This window comes from Leptolyngbya sp. 7M (assembly GCF_018128485.1).
The window spans coordinates 6,153,155-6,172,180 of record NZ_CP070897.1; the positions used below are offsets into that span (position 1 = coordinate 6,153,155).

General features: G+C 51.0%; 26 protein-coding genes and 2 pseudogenes. 14 read left to right on the plus strand and 14 right to left on the minus strand.

The window, feature by feature from the left end; all coding sequences use genetic code 11:
- Positions 1–214: 214 nt before the first annotated feature.
- On the plus strand, positions 215–1,183 hold the full coding sequence (locus JVX88_RS32790) for a sodium-dependent bicarbonate transport family permease (RefSeq protein WP_211622687.1): 969 nt from the start codon (positions 215–217) through the stop codon (positions 1,181–1,183).
- Positions 1,184–1,228: 45 nt separating this feature from the next.
- Here the strand turns inward: JVX88_RS32790 and JVX88_RS32795 are convergent, their stop codons facing one another.
- Positions 1,229–1,891 (minus strand): aminotransferase class I/II-fold pyridoxal phosphate-dependent enzyme, encoded by a 663-nt coding sequence (locus JVX88_RS32795; RefSeq protein ID WP_211622689.1) that lies wholly within the window; start codon positions 1,889–1,891, stop codon positions 1,229–1,231.
- Positions 1,892–2,002: 111 nt separating this feature from the next.
- Here JVX88_RS32795 and JVX88_RS32800 point away from each other — a divergent pair, with 111 nt between their 5' ends.
- Positions 2,003–2,368: a hypothetical protein gene (locus JVX88_RS32800; RefSeq protein WP_211622691.1), complete on the plus strand. Its 366-nt coding sequence runs from the start codon at positions 2,003–2,005 to the stop codon at positions 2,366–2,368.
- Positions 2,369–2,557: 189 nt separating this feature from the next.
- On the opposite strand, the gene JVX88_RS32805 is transcribed toward JVX88_RS32800, so the two are convergent.
- Entirely contained in the window at positions 2,558–3,706 is a 1,149-nt protein-coding gene (locus JVX88_RS32805; protein WP_211622693.1) for a methylmalonyl-CoA mutase, read from the minus strand.
- Positions 3,707–4,942: 1,236 nt separating this feature from the next.
- Here JVX88_RS32805 and JVX88_RS44660 point away from each other — a divergent pair.
- Positions 4,943–5,221: an alpha/beta hydrolase gene (locus JVX88_RS44660; RefSeq protein ID WP_211622695.1), complete on the plus strand. Its 279-nt coding sequence runs from the start codon at positions 4,943–4,945 to the stop codon at positions 5,219–5,221.
- Here the strand turns inward: JVX88_RS44660 and JVX88_RS32815 are convergent.
- The 4 genes from JVX88_RS32815 to JVX88_RS32830 all read right to left on the minus strand — a co-directional run bounded on the left by JVX88_RS32815 (position 5,145) and on the right by JVX88_RS32830 (position 7,174).
- The gene (locus tag JVX88_RS32815; RefSeq protein WP_211622697.1) at positions 5,145–5,627 is read right to left on the minus strand and encodes an AI-2E family transporter; all 483 of its coding nucleotides are present in this window, start codon (positions 5,625–5,627) and stop codon (positions 5,145–5,147) included. The genes JVX88_RS44660 and JVX88_RS32815 overlap by 77 nt on opposite strands.
- Positions 5,628–5,731: 104 nt before the next feature.
- Positions 5,732–6,301, minus strand: a complete 570-nt coding sequence (locus tag JVX88_RS32820) for a Yip1 family protein (protein WP_211622699.1) — start codon at positions 6,299–6,301, stop codon at positions 5,732–5,734.
- 87 nt (positions 6,302–6,388) lie between these two features.
- Positions 6,389–6,883, minus strand: coding sequence for an NYN domain-containing protein (locus JVX88_RS32825; protein ID WP_211622701.1), 495 nt, complete (start codon positions 6,881–6,883; stop codon positions 6,389–6,391).
- A 72-nt stretch (positions 6,884–6,955) separates the two neighbouring features.
- A complete protein-coding gene (locus JVX88_RS32830) occupies positions 6,956–7,174 on the minus strand; it encodes a hypothetical protein (RefSeq protein WP_063834748.1) in 219 nt (72 codons plus the stop codon).
- A gap of 175 nt (positions 7,175–7,349) precedes the next feature.
- Here JVX88_RS32830 and JVX88_RS44665 point away from each other — a divergent pair, with 175 nt between their 5' ends.
- Positions 7,350–7,760, plus strand: a complete 411-nt coding sequence (locus tag JVX88_RS44665; RefSeq protein WP_225931259.1) for a hypothetical protein — start codon at positions 7,350–7,352, stop codon at positions 7,758–7,760.
- On the opposite strand, the pseudogene JVX88_RS44670 reads toward JVX88_RS44665, so the two are convergent.
- Both JVX88_RS44670 and JVX88_RS32840 read right to left on the minus strand, forming a co-directional pair.
- Positions 7,722–7,991, minus strand: a pseudogene (locus JVX88_RS44670) (hypothetical protein); the annotation flags it as partial. The gene JVX88_RS44665 and the pseudogene JVX88_RS44670 overlap by 39 nt on opposite strands.
- Before the next feature lie 397 nt (positions 7,992–8,388).
- Positions 8,389–8,937: a hypothetical protein gene (locus JVX88_RS32840; RefSeq protein ID WP_211622705.1), complete on the minus strand. Its 549-nt coding sequence runs from the start codon at positions 8,935–8,937 to the stop codon at positions 8,389–8,391.
- Positions 8,938–8,978: 41 nt separating this feature from the next.
- On the opposite strand from JVX88_RS32840, the gene dcd reads away from it, so the two are divergent.
- Together dcd and JVX88_RS32850 are read left to right on the plus strand one after the other, a co-directional pair.
- Positions 8,979–10,700: a dCTP deaminase gene (gene dcd, locus JVX88_RS32845; RefSeq protein ID WP_211622707.1), complete on the plus strand. Its 1,722-nt coding sequence runs from the start codon at positions 8,979–8,981 to the stop codon at positions 10,698–10,700.
- Positions 10,697–11,602 (plus strand): P1 family peptidase, encoded by a 906-nt coding sequence (locus tag JVX88_RS32850; RefSeq protein ID WP_211622709.1) that lies wholly within the window; start codon positions 10,697–10,699, stop codon positions 11,600–11,602. Before dcd ends, JVX88_RS32850 begins: the two co-directional genes overlap by 4 nt.
- Here JVX88_RS32850 and JVX88_RS32855 read toward each other — a convergent pair.
- Positions 11,580–11,885: pseudogene (locus tag JVX88_RS32855) on the minus strand (cyclic nucleotide-binding domain-containing protein); the annotation flags it as partial. The gene JVX88_RS32850 and the pseudogene JVX88_RS32855 sit on opposite strands and share 23 nt — an antisense overlap.
- 565 nt (positions 11,886–12,450) lie before the next feature.
- Here JVX88_RS32855 and JVX88_RS32860 point away from each other — a divergent pair.
- The 7 genes from JVX88_RS32860 (at position 12,451) to JVX88_RS32890 (ending at position 15,654) form a co-directional block, all read left to right on the plus strand.
- Positions 12,451–12,885 carry an SDR family oxidoreductase gene (locus JVX88_RS32860; protein WP_211622711.1) on the plus strand — a complete coding sequence of 145 codons (435 nt, stop codon included), beginning with the start codon at positions 12,451–12,453 and terminating at the stop codon, positions 12,883–12,885.
- A gap of 31 nt (positions 12,886–12,916) precedes the next feature.
- Entirely contained in the window at positions 12,917–13,429 is a 513-nt protein-coding gene (locus JVX88_RS32865) for an amino acid permease (RefSeq protein WP_211622713.1), read from the plus strand.
- Positions 13,401–13,682, plus strand: a complete 282-nt coding sequence (locus JVX88_RS32870) for a hypothetical protein (RefSeq protein WP_211622716.1) — start codon at positions 13,401–13,403, stop codon at positions 13,680–13,682. The genes JVX88_RS32865 and JVX88_RS32870 overlap by 29 nt, the downstream gene beginning before the upstream one ends.
- Complete coding sequence (locus tag JVX88_RS32875; protein WP_211622718.1) at positions 13,683–13,973, plus strand: carboxymuconolactone decarboxylase family protein; 291 nt, start codon at positions 13,683–13,685, stop codon at positions 13,971–13,973.
- Positions 13,973–14,677 carry a hypothetical protein gene (locus JVX88_RS32880; protein WP_211622720.1) on the plus strand — a complete coding sequence of 235 codons (705 nt, stop codon included), beginning with the start codon at positions 13,973–13,975 and terminating at the stop codon, positions 14,675–14,677. The genes JVX88_RS32875 and JVX88_RS32880 overlap by 1 nt, the downstream gene beginning before the upstream one ends.
- A gap of 2 nt (positions 14,678–14,679) precedes the next feature.
- The gene (locus JVX88_RS32885; RefSeq protein WP_211622722.1) at positions 14,680–15,159 is read left to right on the plus strand and encodes a hypothetical protein; all 480 of its coding nucleotides are present in this window, start codon (positions 14,680–14,682) and stop codon (positions 15,157–15,159) included.
- 255 nt (positions 15,160–15,414) lie between these two features.
- Positions 15,415–15,654, plus strand: a complete 240-nt coding sequence (locus JVX88_RS32890; RefSeq protein WP_211622724.1) for a DMT family transporter — start codon at positions 15,415–15,417, stop codon at positions 15,652–15,654.
- A 120-nt stretch (positions 15,655–15,774) separates the two neighbouring features.
- Here JVX88_RS32890 and JVX88_RS32895 read toward each other — a convergent pair whose 3' ends face one another.
- The 3 genes from JVX88_RS32895 to JVX88_RS32905 all read right to left on the minus strand — a co-directional run bounded on the left by JVX88_RS32895 (position 15,775) and on the right by JVX88_RS32905 (position 17,622).
- Positions 15,775–16,020 (minus strand): type II toxin-antitoxin system HicB family antitoxin, encoded by a 246-nt coding sequence (locus tag JVX88_RS32895; RefSeq protein WP_211622726.1) that lies wholly within the window; start codon positions 16,018–16,020, stop codon positions 15,775–15,777.
- Positions 16,021–16,102: 82 nt separating this feature from the next.
- Positions 16,103–16,702: an ABC transporter permease gene (locus JVX88_RS32900; protein ID WP_225931260.1), complete on the minus strand. Its 600-nt coding sequence runs from the start codon at positions 16,700–16,702 to the stop codon at positions 16,103–16,105.
- Between the two features lie 29 nt (positions 16,703–16,731).
- Complete coding sequence (locus tag JVX88_RS32905) at positions 16,732–17,622, minus strand: hypothetical protein (RefSeq protein WP_211622728.1); 891 nt, start codon at positions 17,620–17,622, stop codon at positions 16,732–16,734.
- A gap of 411 nt (positions 17,623–18,033) precedes the next feature.
- Here JVX88_RS32905 and JVX88_RS32910 point away from each other — a divergent pair, with 411 nt between their 5' ends.
- The gene (locus JVX88_RS32910) at positions 18,034–18,228 is read left to right on the plus strand and encodes a hypothetical protein (protein WP_211622730.1); all 195 of its coding nucleotides are present in this window, start codon (positions 18,034–18,036) and stop codon (positions 18,226–18,228) included.
- Between the two features lie 102 nt (positions 18,229–18,330).
- On the opposite strand, the gene JVX88_RS32915 is transcribed toward JVX88_RS32910, so the two are convergent.
- Together JVX88_RS32915 and JVX88_RS32920 are read right to left on the minus strand one after the other, a co-directional pair.
- Positions 18,331–18,606, minus strand: coding sequence for a hypothetical protein (locus tag JVX88_RS32915; protein WP_211622732.1), 276 nt, complete (start codon positions 18,604–18,606; stop codon positions 18,331–18,333).
- 124 nt (positions 18,607–18,730) lie between these two features.
- Entirely contained in the window at positions 18,731–18,991 is a 261-nt protein-coding gene (locus JVX88_RS32920) for a hypothetical protein (protein ID WP_211622734.1), read from the minus strand.
- Positions 18,992–19,026 lie beyond the last annotated feature (35 nt).

Below are 19,026 nucleotides of genomic sequence, written 5' to 3' on the forward strand. Positions count from 1 at the left end.
GGATCCAGTTAAAAACTAGTTCCTAGCCTCACCCCATCTGTTGCATCTTCTTAGTTCCTATTGGTCTAGTTCTATTAAACAGCTCGAAAATACTGCATACCTGATTGACATAAGGTAACTGTACGCGATACATCATGAGTCAACAACTCGGTATGTTTTTTACAATGCAAAGTTTTCTTAAGCTTCGGTTTTCTCGGTATGAGGAGGGATAGACATGGATACCAACCTGATTCTATCCAACATCCTGAACCCACCTATTTTGTTCTTCTTTTTGGGCATGACGGCTGTGTTCGTCAAGTCCGATCTAGAGGTGCCCGCTCCTTTTCCTAAGCTGCTCTCGCTGTACTTGCTATTTTCGATTGGGTTTAAGGGCGGTGTCGAGCTGATCAAAAGCGGCATTACGCAGGAAGTCATCCTGACCCTGCTGGCAGCCATGATCATGGCCTGCTTTGTGCCAATTTATACCTTCTTTATTCTGCGGCTGAAGCTGGATACCTACGACGCGGCAGCAATTGCGGCGACCTATGGTTCAATTAGTGCGGTCACGTTCATTACGGCTAGCGCTTTTCTCACCGAGCTAAGCATCGATTTTGATGGCTACATGGTGGCTGCCTTGGCCCTGATGGAATCGCCAGCCATTATTGTAGGGCTGATCCTAGTGAATCTGTTTACTGTAGACGGCAAGCGGGATTTTTCCTGGCCAGAGGTGCTGCAAGAAGCGTTTCTCAACAGCTCGGTGTTTCTCTTGGTCGGCAGTTTGCTGATTGGCGTATTAACCGGAGAGCATGGTTGGCAGGGGTTGGAACCCTTCACACAGGGCTTGTTCTACGGCATTCTCACTTTCTTTCTGCTCGATATGGGGTTAGTGGCGGCCCGTAGAATTAAAGACTTACAAAAAACCGGCGTTTTTCTGATCTTATTTGCCATACTGATCCCAATAGTGAATGCGGGGATTGGGTTACTGATTGCTAAATTTATTGGCATGCCTAGAGGAGATGCGCTTCTGTTTGCGGTGCTCTGCGCTAGTGCTTCCTACATTGCGGTTCCAGCAGCGATGCGGCTGACCGTGCCAGAAGCCAACCCCAGTCTCTATGTATCAACAGCCTTAGCGGTGACGTTTCCATTCAATATCATTGTGGGAATTCCGCTATACCTGTACGCAATTAATCTAACGTGGACCTAAAATTAAGCGGAGCTGAACTCATGCATCTTGTCAAAAAGATCGAAATTATTGCCAACTCATTTGAACTGAGCAGGATTCTGGATGGCCTAGATCAAGCAGTTCGTCAGAGACTACCAGCAAATCTTGCTCTACTACCACATCGGCAATCGCCCGCACTTCATCGGGCGTATAGACCATGCCCGTCGGGTTTGAAGGGGAGTTAAATACGAACAGTTTGGTGCGGGGTGTAACGGCTTGTCGCAGTTGGTCAGGCGTAATCTTGTAACCGTTTTCTAGAGTGGTGGAAACAATCACGGGTGTGCCGCCAGCCAGCTTTACCATTTCTGGATAGCTGACCCAATAGGGTGCAGGAATGATTACTTCATCACCTGGTTCAATTAAGGCCAGCATCAAATTAAACAACGAATGCTTGCCACCGTTGGTTACCAGAATATTCTCTGCACCGTAGCAGAGTTGGTTATCCCGCTGTAGCTTTTGGGCAATCACTTCCCGTAGGCGCGGCTCTCCAGCAGCGGCTCCATAACGGGTTTTACCTTGCTCTAGAGCTGCTTCCGCCGCTGCCCGAATATGAGCTGGCGTATCAAAATCTGGCTCTCCGACGCTAAAACTAATCACATCAATGCCCTCCCGCTTCATCGCTTTCGCCTTTGTATCGATGGCTAAGGTCATAGAGGGAGTCACTTGTGTCACGCGGGCTGCCAGTTTCATGCTGCTCACCAAGTTCAGTAGGTATCCAGGTTTGTTCAACTAAGTTACCGCATTGCTGTCAGGGGTGTGGCGGAATGTTAGATAATCCTCACATTGTGGTTGGGTTACTGCATGATTGCTACCGTTTTCGTTACCTTGGCAGATCTAGAGGCAGGTGTTTTAGTCGAGTTCTACCAGCAACTGTTTGAACAAGAGCCGGCGGTTTGGCTGCCGCAGTATGCCGAGTTTGAGTTGCCAGGACTACGGCTAGGCATTTTTCAACCGAAAGCTGAGCGCCGGGACGAGTTTTACGGGCCAGCCGGCAGTATGAGCCTGTGCCTAGAGGTGCAGGAGCTAGAAGCGGCAATCGAGCGGCTGACCGCATTGGGCCAGCCTCCACCAGGAGCAATCGTCAACGCCAGCCACGGTCGTGAAATTTATGCCTACGATCCCGCCGGGAACCGATTAATTCTGCATCAAGCGAAAGTAGCTCAGTAGTCATTTCAAGCAATTACATGGAGTTCAGTCAGATTCATTTAGCCAAACCAACTGGTATTTGTAGAAAACCAGTGGTAGAGTTCAGCGACCATCTGAGAGATACTAGGTAAAGTAATGTAAACACAGAGTCAATTCATGCAGAAGTCGGGCCAGTCAACCGTTAGTTCAAGCTTAAAACCAAGCGTTCAATCAAAATGGCTGCTCGGTGACCGCCTGCTCCGTGGGCAGCCCGAGCGTCTCGTCCATCGAGTCGGTGTGCAGGCTCTGGCACCCGCCCAGCACCGCCGCCATCGCCTGGTATGCCACCCGCACGATGTTGTTGAGCGGCTGCTGCTCGGTGAGGGAGCAGCCCGCGGTCTGCACGTGCGTCTTCATGAACCACGACCGCTCGTTCCTGGCCCCGTAGCGGTCCTTCATCATCCGCGCCCAGATCCGCCGCGCCGCGCGGAGCTTGCAGATCTCCTCGAAGAACTCGTTGTGGCTGTTGAAGAAGAACGACAGCCGCGGCGCGAACGAGTCGATGTCCATCCCCCGCTCGAGGCACGCCTCGACGTACTCCATCCCGTCGCGGAGGGTGAAGGCCAGCTCCTGGATCGCCGTGGACCCTGCCTCGCGGATGTGGTAGCCCGAGATCGAGACGCTGTTCCACCGGGGAACGAACCGGGACTGGAACTCGATCGTGTCGACCACCAGCTTCACCGAGGGCTCGGGCGGGTAGATGAACTCGTTCTGGCTGTGGAACTCCTTCAGGATGTCGTTCTGGAGCGTCCCGCCCAGCGTGTCCCACGCGATCCCGCGCTGCCGCGCCATCGCCAGGTACATCGCCCAGATCACCGCCGCGGGCCCGTTGATCGTCTGGCTCACGGTCACCTGGTCCACCGGGATGTCCGCGTACAGCCGGTGCATGTCCTCGATCGTCGAGATCGCCACGCCGCACTTGCCCACCTCGCCCGTCGAGAGCTCGTCGTCGGAGTCCCGCCCCATCAGCGTCGGCAGGTCGAACGCCGTCGAGAGCCCGGTGTTGGCCTTCGTGCCCTTGGCCTGGCTCAGCAGGTACTTGAACCGCTTGTTCGTGTCGTCGGCCGACCCGAACCCCGCGAACTGCCGCATCGTCCACAGCCGCGTGCGGTAGCCCTCGGGGAACAGCCCCCGCGTGTAGGGGAACGTCCCGGGTGTGGGGATCTCGCGATCGACATGCCGAAGCGACTCGGGCGGCTGCCCGGGCCCGTAGGAGGGATGGAGCACGATGCCGGAGATGGTGACGGCCTGGGGATCGACTCGGCCCTGGGGGGCCTGGTGGATGGCAGGGCTGGTGCTCGGTCGCGACGCGGTCGACATCGTGGCGCTCCGTGTGGTCGGTTGAAGCCGCGGGAAGTGTAGGGGTTTTCGATCGCCGGCCGGGGTGAACCCGAGCTGGGAGTCGTCGGTGCGTTGCGGGCCGCCCTATCGGACGATCGGCCCGGTTGCAAAGCGGATGCGAAGATGCTGTAGGGCGATCAATCATGCGGCTCAGCTCACGGGAAAGATTGGGCACCAGTTCGGCCTGTACGTAGGACAAACTCCAGTTGGCACCCGAAATGCCGCCGACCACCAGCACTCCACCAAAAAACAGACTGACTCGCAATAGCGCAGGCTGGAGCCGTTTGCCAGGTTCCACCCATTTGGGCTGCAGGAGGGGTGGCAGGATGGGCAGCGGCAGCCGCTGAAGGCGGGGTTTTGCCGTTTCTTTAGGCACGACAACTTTAGGAATTTCTTTGCTGAACAGTCTCATATATCCCCCAAACTGTTCTGCTACCACTCAATCCAGCAACAGCGGCCAGATTCTCGAACTATGTGAGGAGCGGATTTGTGCAGATGATTACAAAGCAAGCACGGAGCAAAGCAAGCACGGAGCAAGACAAGAGCGAACGGTCAATCGAAGCGACGTACAAGTACTGAGACGGGTGCCGTTAAATATTCAAGCGGTTGGGGCATTACGGGCACCAGGGTTAGAGATCGGGCAGGGGGGCCATAATTTTTTAATCGGAAGAAATTAGGATAATCAATCTTTGTGATTATAGCTCTATGTTTTTTACCCTTTAAGAAATAAAAGCTGATTTCTACAATTGCTGTGAGCAATCATTGCCCTGCTTTCATAATTTGCAATATTTGCAATATTCAGTTTGCAATAGCTTGTAGATGCACGATTCCCGCTTTTGGAGACGCCAATTGGATGAGCGAAAGTTCCTCCAGCTAGGGGAGTCGCCGCATCGCTAGAATTTCAGGAAGATTGCGCACGGTCTATTGCGCAGGGGATTAGTCAGGGATTAGTCAGCCGCTAGTCCCAAAGCTGACCTTCACAAAAATTGATATTTAAGAATGCTTGCGACGATTTGAGCCATGTTCAGAGGGTTTCCCCAATCTGACTTGGCTTGCGATATGCTTTTAGGGCGTAGATAGGACTATAGAGAAAATGCTGCCATGCTGATGCGCCGAGTCAAATCAGGACTGCCAAAATCAGGGATACCTCAGCTAGGGCGAAGGGTCCGCCGAGTTGGTTACACCCTACTGCTGAGTGCCTGTTGCGGTCTACTGATGCCTTCTCAAGTCTTGGCGGCGGAACGGCTGGTCATCACCTATGGCCCCTTGCGGGCTGGGGTTTCAGTGCAAGATTTAGAAACGCTGGTCACCACCGATGAAGTTCCCGGTTCCCTACGGTTTTACCTGGGGCTGGCGGGGCTTGATCCCAGTTTGCTGCGAAGCGTGTTGAGCATGAAGCTAGGAGCCAGCTCAGATTTCAGTTCTGCAGCGTCGCAAAGCCAACGCCAAGCGTCGAAAGCGCCTGCTCTCGCAGTTGGGCCTCAACGGTGCTGAAATCAACATTAAAGTTCCAGCGTTTTAGCAGCGACTGGAGGTCGTCCAACCGTTCGATGGCAAAGTTAAATAGTTGGGGCACCTGCTCTAGAAGCTGCTGCGCCTGCGAGAGAATCGTCAAGCCTAGGGTCGCAATCAAACCACCCAAAACCAACAAGCTGAGCAGAAACACAATCATTACCGCCAGCCAGTGGGGCATATGGCGCGACACCCACTGCACTGGATAGCTGAGCAAAAAGGCCAGGATGGCAGCAAAAATAAAGATAATCAGAACCGTTTCAAAATAGGCCAGCACCTGGACAGTGGCCCAAGCTAAAGCAAACAGCAACAGATAGCGAACAAGCTTGGCATTACTGAGTTGATCCCACAAGTGATTCCAAGATTGATCTGCGGTTGGTTTATCCATTGGGGTCTAGGGGTCCTCTGGCCCTTCTCCTATTTGAAATTTCGCTGGGATGCTACAATCTGTCGTCTATCTAAGGTGGCGAATTGTTCCGATCTCAAGCAAAGCTACTGGACTAACAGTTGGATTGCACCAATTCCAACTTGTAAAGGCACCCAGGACAAAAGGCTGATCACGACAGCGCTGCGAGTGTTGATATCCAATCCTTCCCGAATAGCGACTACCACCGCTAGCAAACTCCAGACCGCCAGAACCAGCCCAATCGGTCGGCCAAGTAAGGGAATCAGAGTGAGAAAATTGAAAATCTGGGGCGCATAGGCAAACCCAATCGGGCTGAGCAAATCATTATAGGTAGGATCGATTGGTTTCAGCCATTGTCCAATCTTCCAGATGGCAAAAGTCCACAGGTAGTAACCAGCAGCCACGCTGAAACCGTTTAATAAAGTACCAAACAACAGCAGCGGCGGACTAGCTCGAGTCAACAGCAAAATCACCAAGCTGCCGACAGCATGGGAGATAGCAGCCAAAACTACAATTCGGCGGGCAAGGCGACGACTGTGGGGAATGCAGTGAGCATCATCATAAAAGTGGGCATTTAGCGCTAAGGCATGGCGGAGCGTCGTTTTGACGCTAACAGAAGCTTCTGGGTGCTTGGAATGGGTAAAATTACGACTCATGAAGGATGACAGGATACAGCAACCTCTGGTTCGATAAACTCCACAGTATCTTTTGCTGCAATTTTACTTTTACTGCTTTTACTTTTTCTATTTATAGTATGTTGAAATTGTTCTCGCAAATGCTGGTTTGGCTTCGCCGTCACCGCTAACCAAAATCATGGTGTCGCAGTAGGGAGCCAATCTGACCAAATCGACCGCAATTTCGACATTTAAGTTGACCTTTTTGGCTCCCGTAGTGGACTGAACCAACTCCTTTGCCACAACACGATAGCCATTGCACTGCATCCAATACAAAAATCCCTTTTGTTTTTCGTTGCTGGGGTCAACCCCCGTATAGAAATGGGCATGAATCAACCGTCCACCAGAGACTAAGCAACTCAGCAGCCGCGTATAGTCAATCTCGATTTCCATCTGCATCGCCGCATAGAACAGACTGGCTCCATCGATGAACACGACAACTCGACCGCGATCTGTGCGTTCAACTCCTTGAAATTCACCAGAAGAAGCAGATGATGGTTTAGCAGCGTAGGCATGACCGTTACTACTGGGTTGAAAAGGTCTTGGGGGGATTAGTTGAATCATAGTTCACTCGTCTTTTATGGCTGGCAGATTTTGATTATTTACTGGTCAAGGATTATCAGGCAGCTTGATTAATTAAGCAGCACCCCGGGATTCAGCAATATCTCGAATCAGACGAATCCTAGAGCTGATGTAATCGTAGAGATGGCAGACCTCCTCACCCGTGAGGAGCACCTTGCGTGAAATTCGTTGCAACAGCAGTTTGACTAAAGCGGTATCTGGTAGGCTCAAAAGCTCGCTACTCTGGGTTTCTTCGATCACGTCCCAAACCAACCGTAGGATGGAGGAATCCATGCAACTACACCTCTATGCGATGGCTCAGAAAAATTTAACATTTTCTTTAGATTTAATGGAAGATGATAAATAGGAAACGCTACTAGTTTTAATCTTTAGCAATATCCCTTAACTAAGCGTAATATTCGTTAGGGCTAGGGAAAGCTGTAAAAATTAATCGTGCTGATTCTAGGGTATGACTGGGTCTGAGGCTGTATATCCCAAGACGGATTCTGTGACCGACCATGAATGTGACCTTTATCAATCTGAAATTGGTTCAGATTTGGTCCAGTCTCATGGCGTTTTATTCATCTTGAGCTACCCTGACTTAATAATTCAGCAGGTAAGCGCTAATCTCTCGGATCATTTTAATCTTTTACCTGAGGATGTGTTGGGTCAATCCTTAAGCAATCTGCTTGAACCCGACTCAATTGCTTTAATTCAGCAGATTCTCCCCACAAATCAGCCGACCCAGCTGCCGTACTTGCGCTCCCACACTCCCCAGCGCGACTGGGCAGGCAACTTTCATTACAACGAACAGTCCGTCCTTTTGGAGTTGGAGCCACTGAGGATAACCTACAATGCAACCGTACCGTTCGACCAGTGATTGCAAGGCTTGAAATGCCCAGTCGGTTGGGTTTACATCCGAAAGCTGGGTCACGTCGGTGACTTGATTCATCGGTTCAACCGGATCAAGGGTGCCTGTTGGATTGACCTGTCCGGTTGGGCTGACTTGTGCGGTTGATGAATCGACGCTTGAATTGACTGAATTGAGAACGTCCGTTGAGTTTACTGTTGCTCTATCAACAGATAAATCAGTGTCGTTTGCTGTGTTTATTTCTACTGCTAATGTGTCAATGACTGACTCGCTAATATTTTCTGCGTCTGCTGCTGCCGTTGATAAATTGGTAGATGACTCGGTAAATAAATCGGTTGATTGATCGGTTGATTGATCAATGTCTAGTTCGTCTAGGGCAAATGGAGCAGCCATTGTTTGCAAAGGTGTTTGCAACGGCGTTTGCAAGGGTTCTGTAGCGCTCGCTTCATGGCAAAAGCTTCCAGATATACTCAGAGCAAATATCAGAGGAAATAAATACGGTTTCCCATGCATCATTTTTTCAGATTCACTGCAATAATTGGCAACCAGGTTGAACAGCATTTTTCTTGTGAATAAGACTTGCTCTTGTAACAAAGCTCCAACGAAAATCCTGATGGATAACAGAATAGACAAAGAATCAGCCGCCATTCCTTGCGTCATCAAACAGAAGTATGCTCTGGAATCCCTGCATAATTCCAAACTGAATCTGATCGGCCATTAGACGGGGAATCAGAAAATCGAAGCTGATTTTTAGATCCCAGGGAGTGAGGGCCGTCAGGGAATCGCTCAACGGCTTGTTAAAGTTGTCCCAATGAACCGGAATCACCAGCGTTGGCTGTAGCTTCGCCACCGTCTGCTCGTAGAAGGCGTCCCGAAATTCCGAGTCCTGGTTGCCAAGGGTTCCTGTTGACAGGAAGAGAACATCGGCTCGCACCTGATCCAGCGCCCCTTCAAGATAGTTGGCGGCAGGTTTGACGAAAATAGCGTGATCGCCGTGTTGAATCAGAAAGTCGAAGGAGCCACCCTCCACATAGTCGAAGAAATCGGCAGGTTGACGGAGTGGGTGGTCAATCACCATGCCCAGGTTATCATTGACCCCGCGCACTGGGGGCGAGTGCTTGGAAGGCAGAACAGTCACGGTAAACTTGCCAATCGACACCGGATTCCCCGGCTCGTAAAGGGTCATCTGCGCTTCGGGGAGATCGCCGCCTCGACCAATATTCAGGGTTGATTCGGAGCCATAAAGGTGAGCGCCTGAAGCAGGGCAACGACAAGCTCGTGGGCGGCGCAGGCGACGACAAACTCGTGGGCGGTGGTGGGAATGACATCCTGCAAGGTGGAGGCGGTGACGATGAACTGTTGGGCGGTGGTGGCAACGATACGCTCAAAGGTGGCGCAGGCGAAGATGAGCTGAAAGGCGGCGGTGGCGATGATCTCCTCAGCGGTGGGGCAGACGATGACATCCTCGATGGTGGATCGGGCAATGATGTTCTGGATGGCGGCTCTGGCGATGACCAGATGGCAGGCGGTAGCGGTGATGATACTTACATCGTAGATAGCGCAGCCGATCAGGTGACTGAAGCTGCTGGGGCCGGAAATGATACAGTGAGAGCCTCGATTAGCTATGCGCTCACAGCCCATGTAGAAAACCTGACTCTGACTGGATTTGCTGCCATCAACGGGACAGGCAACGGTCTCAACAATACCATTACTGGTAACGATGCAGATAACGTTTTAAATGGCGGTGTAGGCAATGATACGCTGATAGGCGGTGGTGGCAATGACACCTATATCGTAGACAGTAGTGATGATGTAATAGTGGAAGCTGCTGGTGCCGGAACAGATATCATCCAGGCTTCGGTGAGCTACACCCTGTCTAACCATGTAGAGAATCTGACTCTAACCGGCTCCGCTGCCATTAATGGTACGGGCAACGGCTTGAATAACATCATTACTGGAAACGATTCTGACAATACTCTGAGTGGCGCTGCTGGAAATGATTCCCTGACGGGTGGTGCAGGCAATGATACCCTCGATGGTGGTATTGGCGATGATGCGATGGCAGGCGGTGCGGGCAATGATACCTACATCGTAGATAGCGCCGGAGATACAATCACCGAAGCAGCCGCAGCCGGCATCGATACGGTTCAGGCTGGCGTTACCTATACTCTGGGCGCAGAGCTGGAAAACCTCACTTTGACTGGAAACAGCGCCATCGACGGCACCGGCAACGAGCTCGATAACGTGATCATTGGCAACAGCGCCAACAACGTCCTCACCGGCAACGCGGGCAACGATACCCTAGACGGTGGCTTGGGAGCCGACACGATGATTGGCGGCAGCGGCAATGATACCTATGTAGTCAACGAAGCGGGAGATGTAGTAACCGAAGCATCCGTCTTTGGCGGCACCGAAGATACGGTTCTGTCATCGATTAGCTACACACTGGGAGCCAACCTAGAAAACCTCACCCTGACCGGCACCGATCCAATTAATGGCTTTGGCAATACGCTAGACAACACCATCATCGGCAATGATGCTGCTGAAATAGACCCGAAGAGGTTCAGCGAGCAGTATTCGCTAGTGGAGCCGGAGATACAGACGGCCGAGGACGGAGCGAGATACTATCTACTCCCGCCGCACCACTACGGGCTCGGTGTGACGGTCGAGACGTTCAAAATGCCCCGAAATGTAACAGGCGTCGCGCTCGGCAAATCGACCTACGCTCGTGCCGGGCTGCTGGTGAATACGACGCCGCTTGAAGCGGGCTGGACCGGGCGACTTGTTGTTGAGATAGCGAATCTCGCGAATCTGCCGCTTCGCGTTTATGTCAATGAAGGCATCGGCCAAATACTTTTTTTCGAATCCGACGAAGACTGCGCCGTCAGCTACTCCGACCGCGGCGGGAAATATCAGGGTCAGACCGGGCTGACTTACGCAAAGGTATGATCCGAGACTTCGCAATTCTCGTTTGTTTGGGTTTTCTCGCTTTGACCGCTTTCGGTCAGGCGGAGAAGCCGGAATCTCGTCCGCGGGCGCGCGATCTCGGCATAACAATCGGAATTTTACCGACCGGACCACTTAATTCGATCACGGATGTGGCCGGTGTCGGTGTCGGGCAGACAACGATCATCAAAGGCGAGAACATCCGCACTGGGGTTACCGCGATCCTTCCGCACGGCGGAAATCTCTTCCGTGAAAAGGTGCCGGGAGCCGTATTTGTTGGCAACGGGTTTGGTAAACTCGTCGGTTCCACACAGGTCAATGAACTCGGCGAGATCGAAACGCCTATACTTTTGACTTCGACTCTCTCCGTCCCGAAAACTGCCGATCTTCTGATGGACTACATGCTCGGGCTGCCGGGCAACGAACAGGTGCGGTCGATAAATCCGCTCGTAGCCGAGACCAACGACGGCGGGCTGAACGATATCCGTGGCAGGCATATCACACGCGACGACGTCTTTAACGCAATAAATAAAGCTGTTCGCGGTTTGCCCGATGAAGGCAGCGTCGGAGCCGGAACCGGAACGGTCGCATTTGGTTGGAAAGGAGGCATTGGGACAGCGTCGCGCAAGCTTCCCGCAGGCTTAGGCGGATACACGCTCGGCGTTCTCGTCCAATCAAACTTCGGCGGCGTGCTTATGATCGACGGTGTCCCGGTCGGCGAGGAACTCGGGCAATATTACTTAAAGAATGCAGCAAGTGTCAGCATCCCGACCGTGAGAAAGGGCTCAAAGAACCCCGTCGCTATCGTTCCCGGTTCTGATCTGGCGGACGGGTCGATAATCATCGTCATTGCCACGGACGCGCCGCTCGACCATAGGCAGTTGACAGCAACTCCACGGGCGTAAAGGCAACAGCGTGGTAGAATCGATCGGCGCGGTGCCCGGTAATTAGAGAGAGTACGCCAAAGACGCTATTCTCGCGCAGCAGGGCTACGGTGATCTCTTCCCCAGCTTCGTAAACCCTAGAGAGTTTGACCGCTCCTCGCACCAGGAAGTAAACCCGTTCCGCTGGATCACCTGGAAAGAAGATGGTTTTGCCGCGCTCGTAAGTCTCTACGACAGGCGGGAAGGCACCACCGCTCAACTGACGGAATACATTTGCTAACGGTCTATCTTGCAACGCTACCATGCCTTTATCCCTAGCCTATTATCGAGCCTATTATCGTGAGCCTGTATGAGCCTGTAGTTCTAATAACCCCCGAAGCGCTCTTTGTACTTATTTACGCTTACTACCAAGTTTTTAACCAGAACTCTTAGGATAAATTGTGCTGCATAACACAATCATACTGTGATAGAACTCTGACTTTAAAACACTAAACTTAAGAATGCGATAGTTTTTTGTAGCAAGAATTACACAATGCTGAAATCTCAGACCAGAAGGTTATTTCTTGAGATATTTTCAGAATTTTTTCTGAGTAATGAAAATAGAGCATAGCCGTTCAACCCAAAAGTTGCAAGGCAGTAGAACTTAAACCTCTGCTACTGCCTCTGGCAACGCTACATCTGGGCAACAGCGGTCCACAAAACTCCCACAGCAGCAAGCTACAAAACTACACACCATGCCTAATCAAAGACTAACGCCCAGCGTACAGGCCATGTCGCCAAAACTTAAAACGCAAAACTCCCTTACCAGTTTCTTTCCGTCCCCGTTTTTCAGTATTCTTGAGACGCCAAACGACATTGGGTGAAGGGTCATGTTGAATTTGTCTGGAAAAAATGCCCTGGTGACAGGAATTGCTAACAACCGCTCAATCGCTTGGGGAATTGCCCAACAGCTTCACGCCGCAGGAGCCAATCTGGGTATTACCTATCTGCCTGATGAAAAGGGCCGCAACGAAAAGAAAGTGGCAGATTTGGTAGAACCGCTCCAACCCAGTTTGTACCTCCCCTGTGATGTGCAGAATGAAGCGCAGATGCAGGAAACATTCGAGGTAATTCAGGATAAATGGGGCCGCTTAGATATTTTGATTCACTGCCTTGCGTTTGCTAGCAAAGATGCCTTAAGCGGTGACTTCAGCAGTGTATCGCGTCAAGATTTCTCTCTAGCAATCGAAGTGAGCGCCTATTCGCTGGTCAGCCTCAGTCGCTATGCGAAGCCATTAATGACCGACGGCAAGCGTCGAAAATGATGAGGCCTTTGCCGCACTTGCGGGGCAGGCAATGTTCGGTCCGATAGGCGGAAAGATATTCGCAGCGGTGGTTTGTGTTTCAGTGATCGGGACACTTTTCGCATATCTGCTAGTTTCGCCTCGTGTCTATTATGCGATGGCAAAGGACGGGCTCTTTTTTCGCAAGGTCGGTGAGCTGCATCCGCGGTTTGGTACGCCGTACCTTGCTATAGCTATTCAGATGGTTCTCGCTTCTGTCCTGATCTTCACAGGCGGTTTCAATGAGATACTGGGTTACTTCTTTTTTGTGGTAATACTCGCTATCGGCTTCGCGGTTGCTGGGCTTCATCGCTTACGTAGCTTAGGAGCCTCGGGATATCAGACTCCGCTATATCCAATACCGCTTTTGATATATCTTGTCCTTACGGTTATCGTGCTCTTCTTCGTAGGGATGCGGAATCCCTTGCAAACTGTTGTGGGACTTGTTGTTGTGTCAGCCGGTATTCCCGTTTATCATCTACTTTTCAAACACCGTTATGGCGTGGATAAAAACGATCAGATTTGAGGATGCAGACCCGAAGCTTCAGGAAATATTGATGAAGACGCGGATGAGCTATCCGCCGGAATATGCAACACCGGCGGAGTCGGCGAGTGCTTTGAACGAATCGATAATTGATTCGCACACCCTTATCCCGGACGCGCTTTATCATTCTTTCATGGCGTTTTCGTCGATGATGTCTCCGGACTTGCCGCTCAAGAGACGGCAGCATGAGATGATCGCGACAATGGTTTCGCATACCAATGACTGTTTTTATTGAGTGGAATCGCACGCAGAGTTTCTGCGTAGGGTAACGCTTGATGGGGAGTTGATCGAGGCACTTAGAACTGACTATACATCGGCTCCGATAACAACGGCGGAGCGTGTGATGTTGGACTACGTCGTGCAGTTGACCAAGGACGCTACAAGGATCACTCCAAAAAACATTGATGGTTTACGAGCGGTCGGTTTTGACGATACAGGAATATTACAGATCACCTTGATCGCATCGTGGTTCAATTACATAAATCGCGTGGCGGACGCCCTTGGTGTGGGTCGTGAAGGACTTTAATGAAAGTCGATCTCATCGTTCACAATATTGGACAACTTGTAACTTGCACTTCTGGAAACCGTCCGAAACGCGGTCCTGAGATGAATGGGGTCAGCATTATCGAGAATGCGGCGGTAGCTATCAAGGGTGGTGTTTTTACAGAAGTCGGGCGTTCGGGTGAGATCTTGGGAAATAACACTCCGATGGCGCTAGCCGCAGCAGAAGCGGTGCTTTTAAAGTTAAGAGAAGGCGGCGAAGACCTACAACAATCGCTGGCAGAAAAAGTCAACCAGTTCGCGACTCACCTAAACCAACATTTTGAACGGGTGGGGGCACCGATCAGAATTGACCATTTCACATCTTACTTCTACGTTTCCTACCCTGCAGAACTGCCTTACGCTCAAATCTTGTTCTACCTACTGCGAGAAAAAGGCGTTCACATCTGGGATCATCGCCCCTGCTTCTTTACTCTGTCTCACACCGATGCTGATATTGAGTTCATCATCCGTGTCTTCAAAGATAGTGTGGCCGAATTGCAGGTCATCGGATTCCTTCCCAGTACTACGCCAGTCAATCCAGTGACTAATGGCCATAGCAAAAGTAATCAGAACAGCCCACCACAACCGGGTGCTCGTTTGGGCAAAGACCCTGAAGGAAATCCCGCTTGGTTTATTCCTGACCCAGATCGATCTGGCAAGTACCTACAGGTTGGAGGAGTCTTATAAAGATGACCCTTATGACCTCTCATGTCGATATTGAATCTTCACGAACAATCATTACAGCAAAGATATCTAGAAGCCAGCAGGAATCCATTGATTTCCCTTTTGAATTTTCATGCAATTTATCGAAGCATTCTCTATTTCCGGTTTCACGTTTAGTGAAGTTAGCCGATTTTATTGCCAGTCAAACTCCTGAAAAAGCAATTTGCGTGGTTCAAGGGAAAATAAAAAATAGTTGCAGTGGCTCTGAAAGAATTGATCCAATTTTTTTAGAAATTGTTACCTATGACGAAACCGACCTGCCGATCTTGATTAAGGACGTTCACAAGAGAGAGAAAAGAAATCAAACATCTACTAGGACAATCACTCGCCATTATCTACCGCAATCTGGTGCTCGTTTAGATCATGACCCGGAGGGCAATCCTACCTGGCATATCTCTGACCTCCATCAGTCTAACAAATACTTACAAATTGGAGGGGCTACATGACTACAACATCGATCGCATCTAAATCAGAAGTAGCATTACCGAATCGCATTTTTAATGCTGAGACAGGAGATTTCTGCGAACAATTTAATCGCTGCTCCTTTGATTTTTCTCATAACTTGGCAGGGCATCCCCTGTTTGAGTTGCCACGATTAGTTGAGTTAGCGAAAACAATTGCTCAGGAAAATGAACCAGCGAGAATTTTCTGTGGAAACAATGACATTCCTGTCCACTGTAGGTGGGGGGAATGGAAAATGCATGAGCAAGTTGTGGAAGCAATCCTGGTATCACGGTTTAGCAATGGGAGGTGTGGCGCGGGTGAGCCAAATGCAGCTATTGCAGCCGTTTTTGACGATTGGGTTTTCGGCGCTCTTACTGAAGGAAACGATTACATTCGGTACGTTGGCAGCCGCTAGTCTGGTGATTTTGAGTGTGGCGATTAGCCGTAAAGCGAAGATTCGGCAAAGAGATAATAATTCATGCTCACAGACTGCGTGATTTCAGACCTCTCCCGACCACTCTTCACGAGAGACACCGGCCTACCGCAACAATCATGATAGAAGGACCCCTCCAATATCGCCATCATAAGGATTGGGGATAGTTAAGCGAGGCATAAGTTCAAACAGGTTGAGTAATCTGATTTAGATCAATTCCAGCAATTTCAGGAATTGGCAGCCCTAATCGCAATCGCAGCGCGACCCAATCACTTACTGCCTCTCGCAATTCCCGTCGACACCCTTCCAAAGTTTGGTGCCTTGCCCACACACCTTGAAGACCTGGAATCTCGCCCCAATAAGTACTTTTATCTTCAATGATTTCATAGACTGCTATTTCCATTGCCTGGTCGAGATAGCTAGCAAGCATAGCTCAAAATCTCTAATGCGGTAATTCAGATTTTAATATGCTTCTCTTGTGTAGAACGTTACCTTGATTTGTAGTGACTACCTTACTCTTGCCGAATCGCAGTAGAGATGTTCATCTGACCCAAACGTAACGCTGGATAGATGCCAGCCAGCAGGGCAGCGATAATGGCCACGAGCAAGGCTTGCCAGAAGTATTTCGGTTCGAGTGCCATTTGCAGCGTCCACCCAAAGGAACGAACGTTGATTACGTAGATCAAAATCCAGGCGAGGGCGTACCCCAGGGGCATGGCAAACAGACCAGCCATGGTACCCATTAGGCCAGTTTCCAGCAGGGTCATGCTACCGATCTGGCGGGGAGTCATGCCCGTGGCCCGCAAAATACCGAGTTCGCGGGTGCGTTCGAGCTGGAGGCTCATCAGGGTGCTGAGGACGCCGATAAAGGCCACCACCACGGCGAGCAACCGCAGGGCATTGGTGATGGCAAAGGTGCGGTCAAAGATAATCAAGGATTCTTGCCGCAGGGTGCGGTTGGATTGCACTGACAGATCTTGCCGCCCGCGAAACTGGTTCTGAATCTCGGCCACGATCGCTTCTACGTCAGCACCAGGCTGAACGAAGAGACCGAGCGAGGCAATGCTGGAATCCTGCCAAATTTGCTCATAGCGGTCGTTGTCGATGATCACCGTGCCTCGATCCGAGGATCAACATTGACTTACTCACAAATGAGTTTTTCCACACCCTTCATTTTTTGTCCTGTACTTAGGGCTGTAGTACTAAGATTGTACAACGGAGTAATTGGCGCAAAGTAATCGGCAACAGGATCGATGATCGTATAGCGCACATCATCACTTGACGAGGCTGAATTGAGTAGAATATTTTTCTGATTCAAGCTGAGAATTTTAATTCCTTTCTGCCAAAGATGCCGAAATAAATAAGCCGTTTGAATTTTCAGTAATTGGCGCTGTTTGTGCGGATCGAGCCAGCGGTGCAGTCGAAACCGAGATCGCTGCTGAATCTCCTCTAGGCTGGGAATTTGAAACACCTGGCAAAATTCGGCTGTAAAGCCGGTGGGAATTTCACCTAACGTTTTGCCCTTGACGCGCGGCATCACCAGGATTTGCTTGCAGAAATCTTGCTCACGCTGAGACTGCATATAAAGATAAACCGGACAAACCTGAAGCATCTCCTGTTCTCTGGCCGACAGTTTAGTCGCAAACTCGCTGATCAGCACTTGGCTGCGGTAAAACTGGTGCCGCAGGTTGCCGCCCTGAAGTTTGCCCTGGGAGCATTTCCAAACCAGGTCACCATAGGGGAAAATGCCCAAATCAGTATCCTGAACGCTGAGTAGGTAGACGCCTTTGTGGGCCGTGTCCTGATAGGGATTGATGTCGTAATTTTCCTTGTGGAGCCAAATCGATTGGTGCAACTGCTGAAACCTGTCAAAGAAGTGCGCAAAGCTGGGATAGTTCTGTACAAGCTGATGGTACACCGTTGGTTCAAACTCAAAGGTGTAGCACTGATGCGCAACGGTTTTGATCATGGTTTGGAGTTCCGAAAGCCTTGTAGCTGAAGTGGATGTTGTCAGCATAGAAATAATATCCATCGCTCTGAGTACAAGACAAAACTTGTAAGAGAACAGAAAAGGGGGGCATGAGAATAACCACAGTCAAACTATGGCCCCCATAGACAAATCACTCTAATCCCAAGACTTTGCAGCCCTATTCGACTAGCATGGTGCCAGAATCACCGTCGCATTTTCCCTATTTTAGTGGATGCTCACGAAGAAAGGTCGCTCTAACACAGGTGGGTGCACTGACCTGTTAGGTGAGTTTTGCCATTTGCTTGAGCGTTCAACACGTTATTGTTCAATCCTTGCTCAGTTCAATCCTTGCTCAGCATTGAAATCCAGGCTGAGCTGATTTCTGCTAGCCTGAACTCCAATTGAGAGCATCCTAGTACCGAATTTGCAGCGTCACCGAGGCTTCACGACCCGAATACCTGGTACGCCCGAGCCATGCTCATCGAGTACCAGCGACGCGGAACAGCAGGCGCCGATCCTGCTGCTGACGATCCTCCATCACAAGAGTGGCGAGCCCGGCTCGATCGCCTTCTCACCGAGGCCGAATCTCGCTTCGGCGAGAGCGATCGCTACGTTCGTGCCATACGCCGCCTGCGTGACGCAACCACTGCGAAGCCATCAGAGCCCTGAGCGCTGTCCGGCCACGTTGCTTGGGCAAGAGTGGCTACACTGAGGCCGACAGCCGTCGCACGCAGGACCAACAACCATGCCAGACCGCCTGAACCACAGTGATCACCTGACTGGAGACGACATGAGCCGGGACGCAAGGTCCATGCACAGTTGCGTCTGCGTGGTCAATTCCATCAATCCCGGACCCAATGTACCATATTGGAACTGCTGCACCCGAAATGTGCTGGGTGGCGAGTGGAGCATGCCTGTAGGCGTGCCGCACTTTCCGGGGCGCACATTCGTATGCGACCACTTCAACTCAACGCCAGCTGGCCTGTATGGCCCGCGACGCACATTTAGCCCGAGTGCTTCGAATGTCGAGAAGGGACCATGCTGCATCTTGCCGAGCAGTTAATGTAGCACACGTAATAAAGAGAGCTTTGCAATGCGCACAAGTCCGATTGCCATCATCTTCATCGCTTTGCTGTCCTTGGCCATTCCGGGTTGCGGACACGCGACACGATCAGGGAACTGCATCATTCGCTATCATTCCCCCATAACTATTTGGGGGCAGGATCTCTACATCTATCCCGCCGACCGAACGCCCACCACCCGCTTGTCCTTTGCGCCGCCCGAAACGGGGTGGTATGTCGTAAGGCTTCTCATCCGCAATATGACAAGCAAATATGACCGAGACGACACTTCTCCGCGTGGCGGGGATCGTCTGAGCGCCTTTCTGCGCGAGTCGCCCCCGGGCCCGTGCATCGTGCGAGTCACTCAGCAAGGCGAGATAAGAGAGTATGCTGTCCAGCCCGGCAA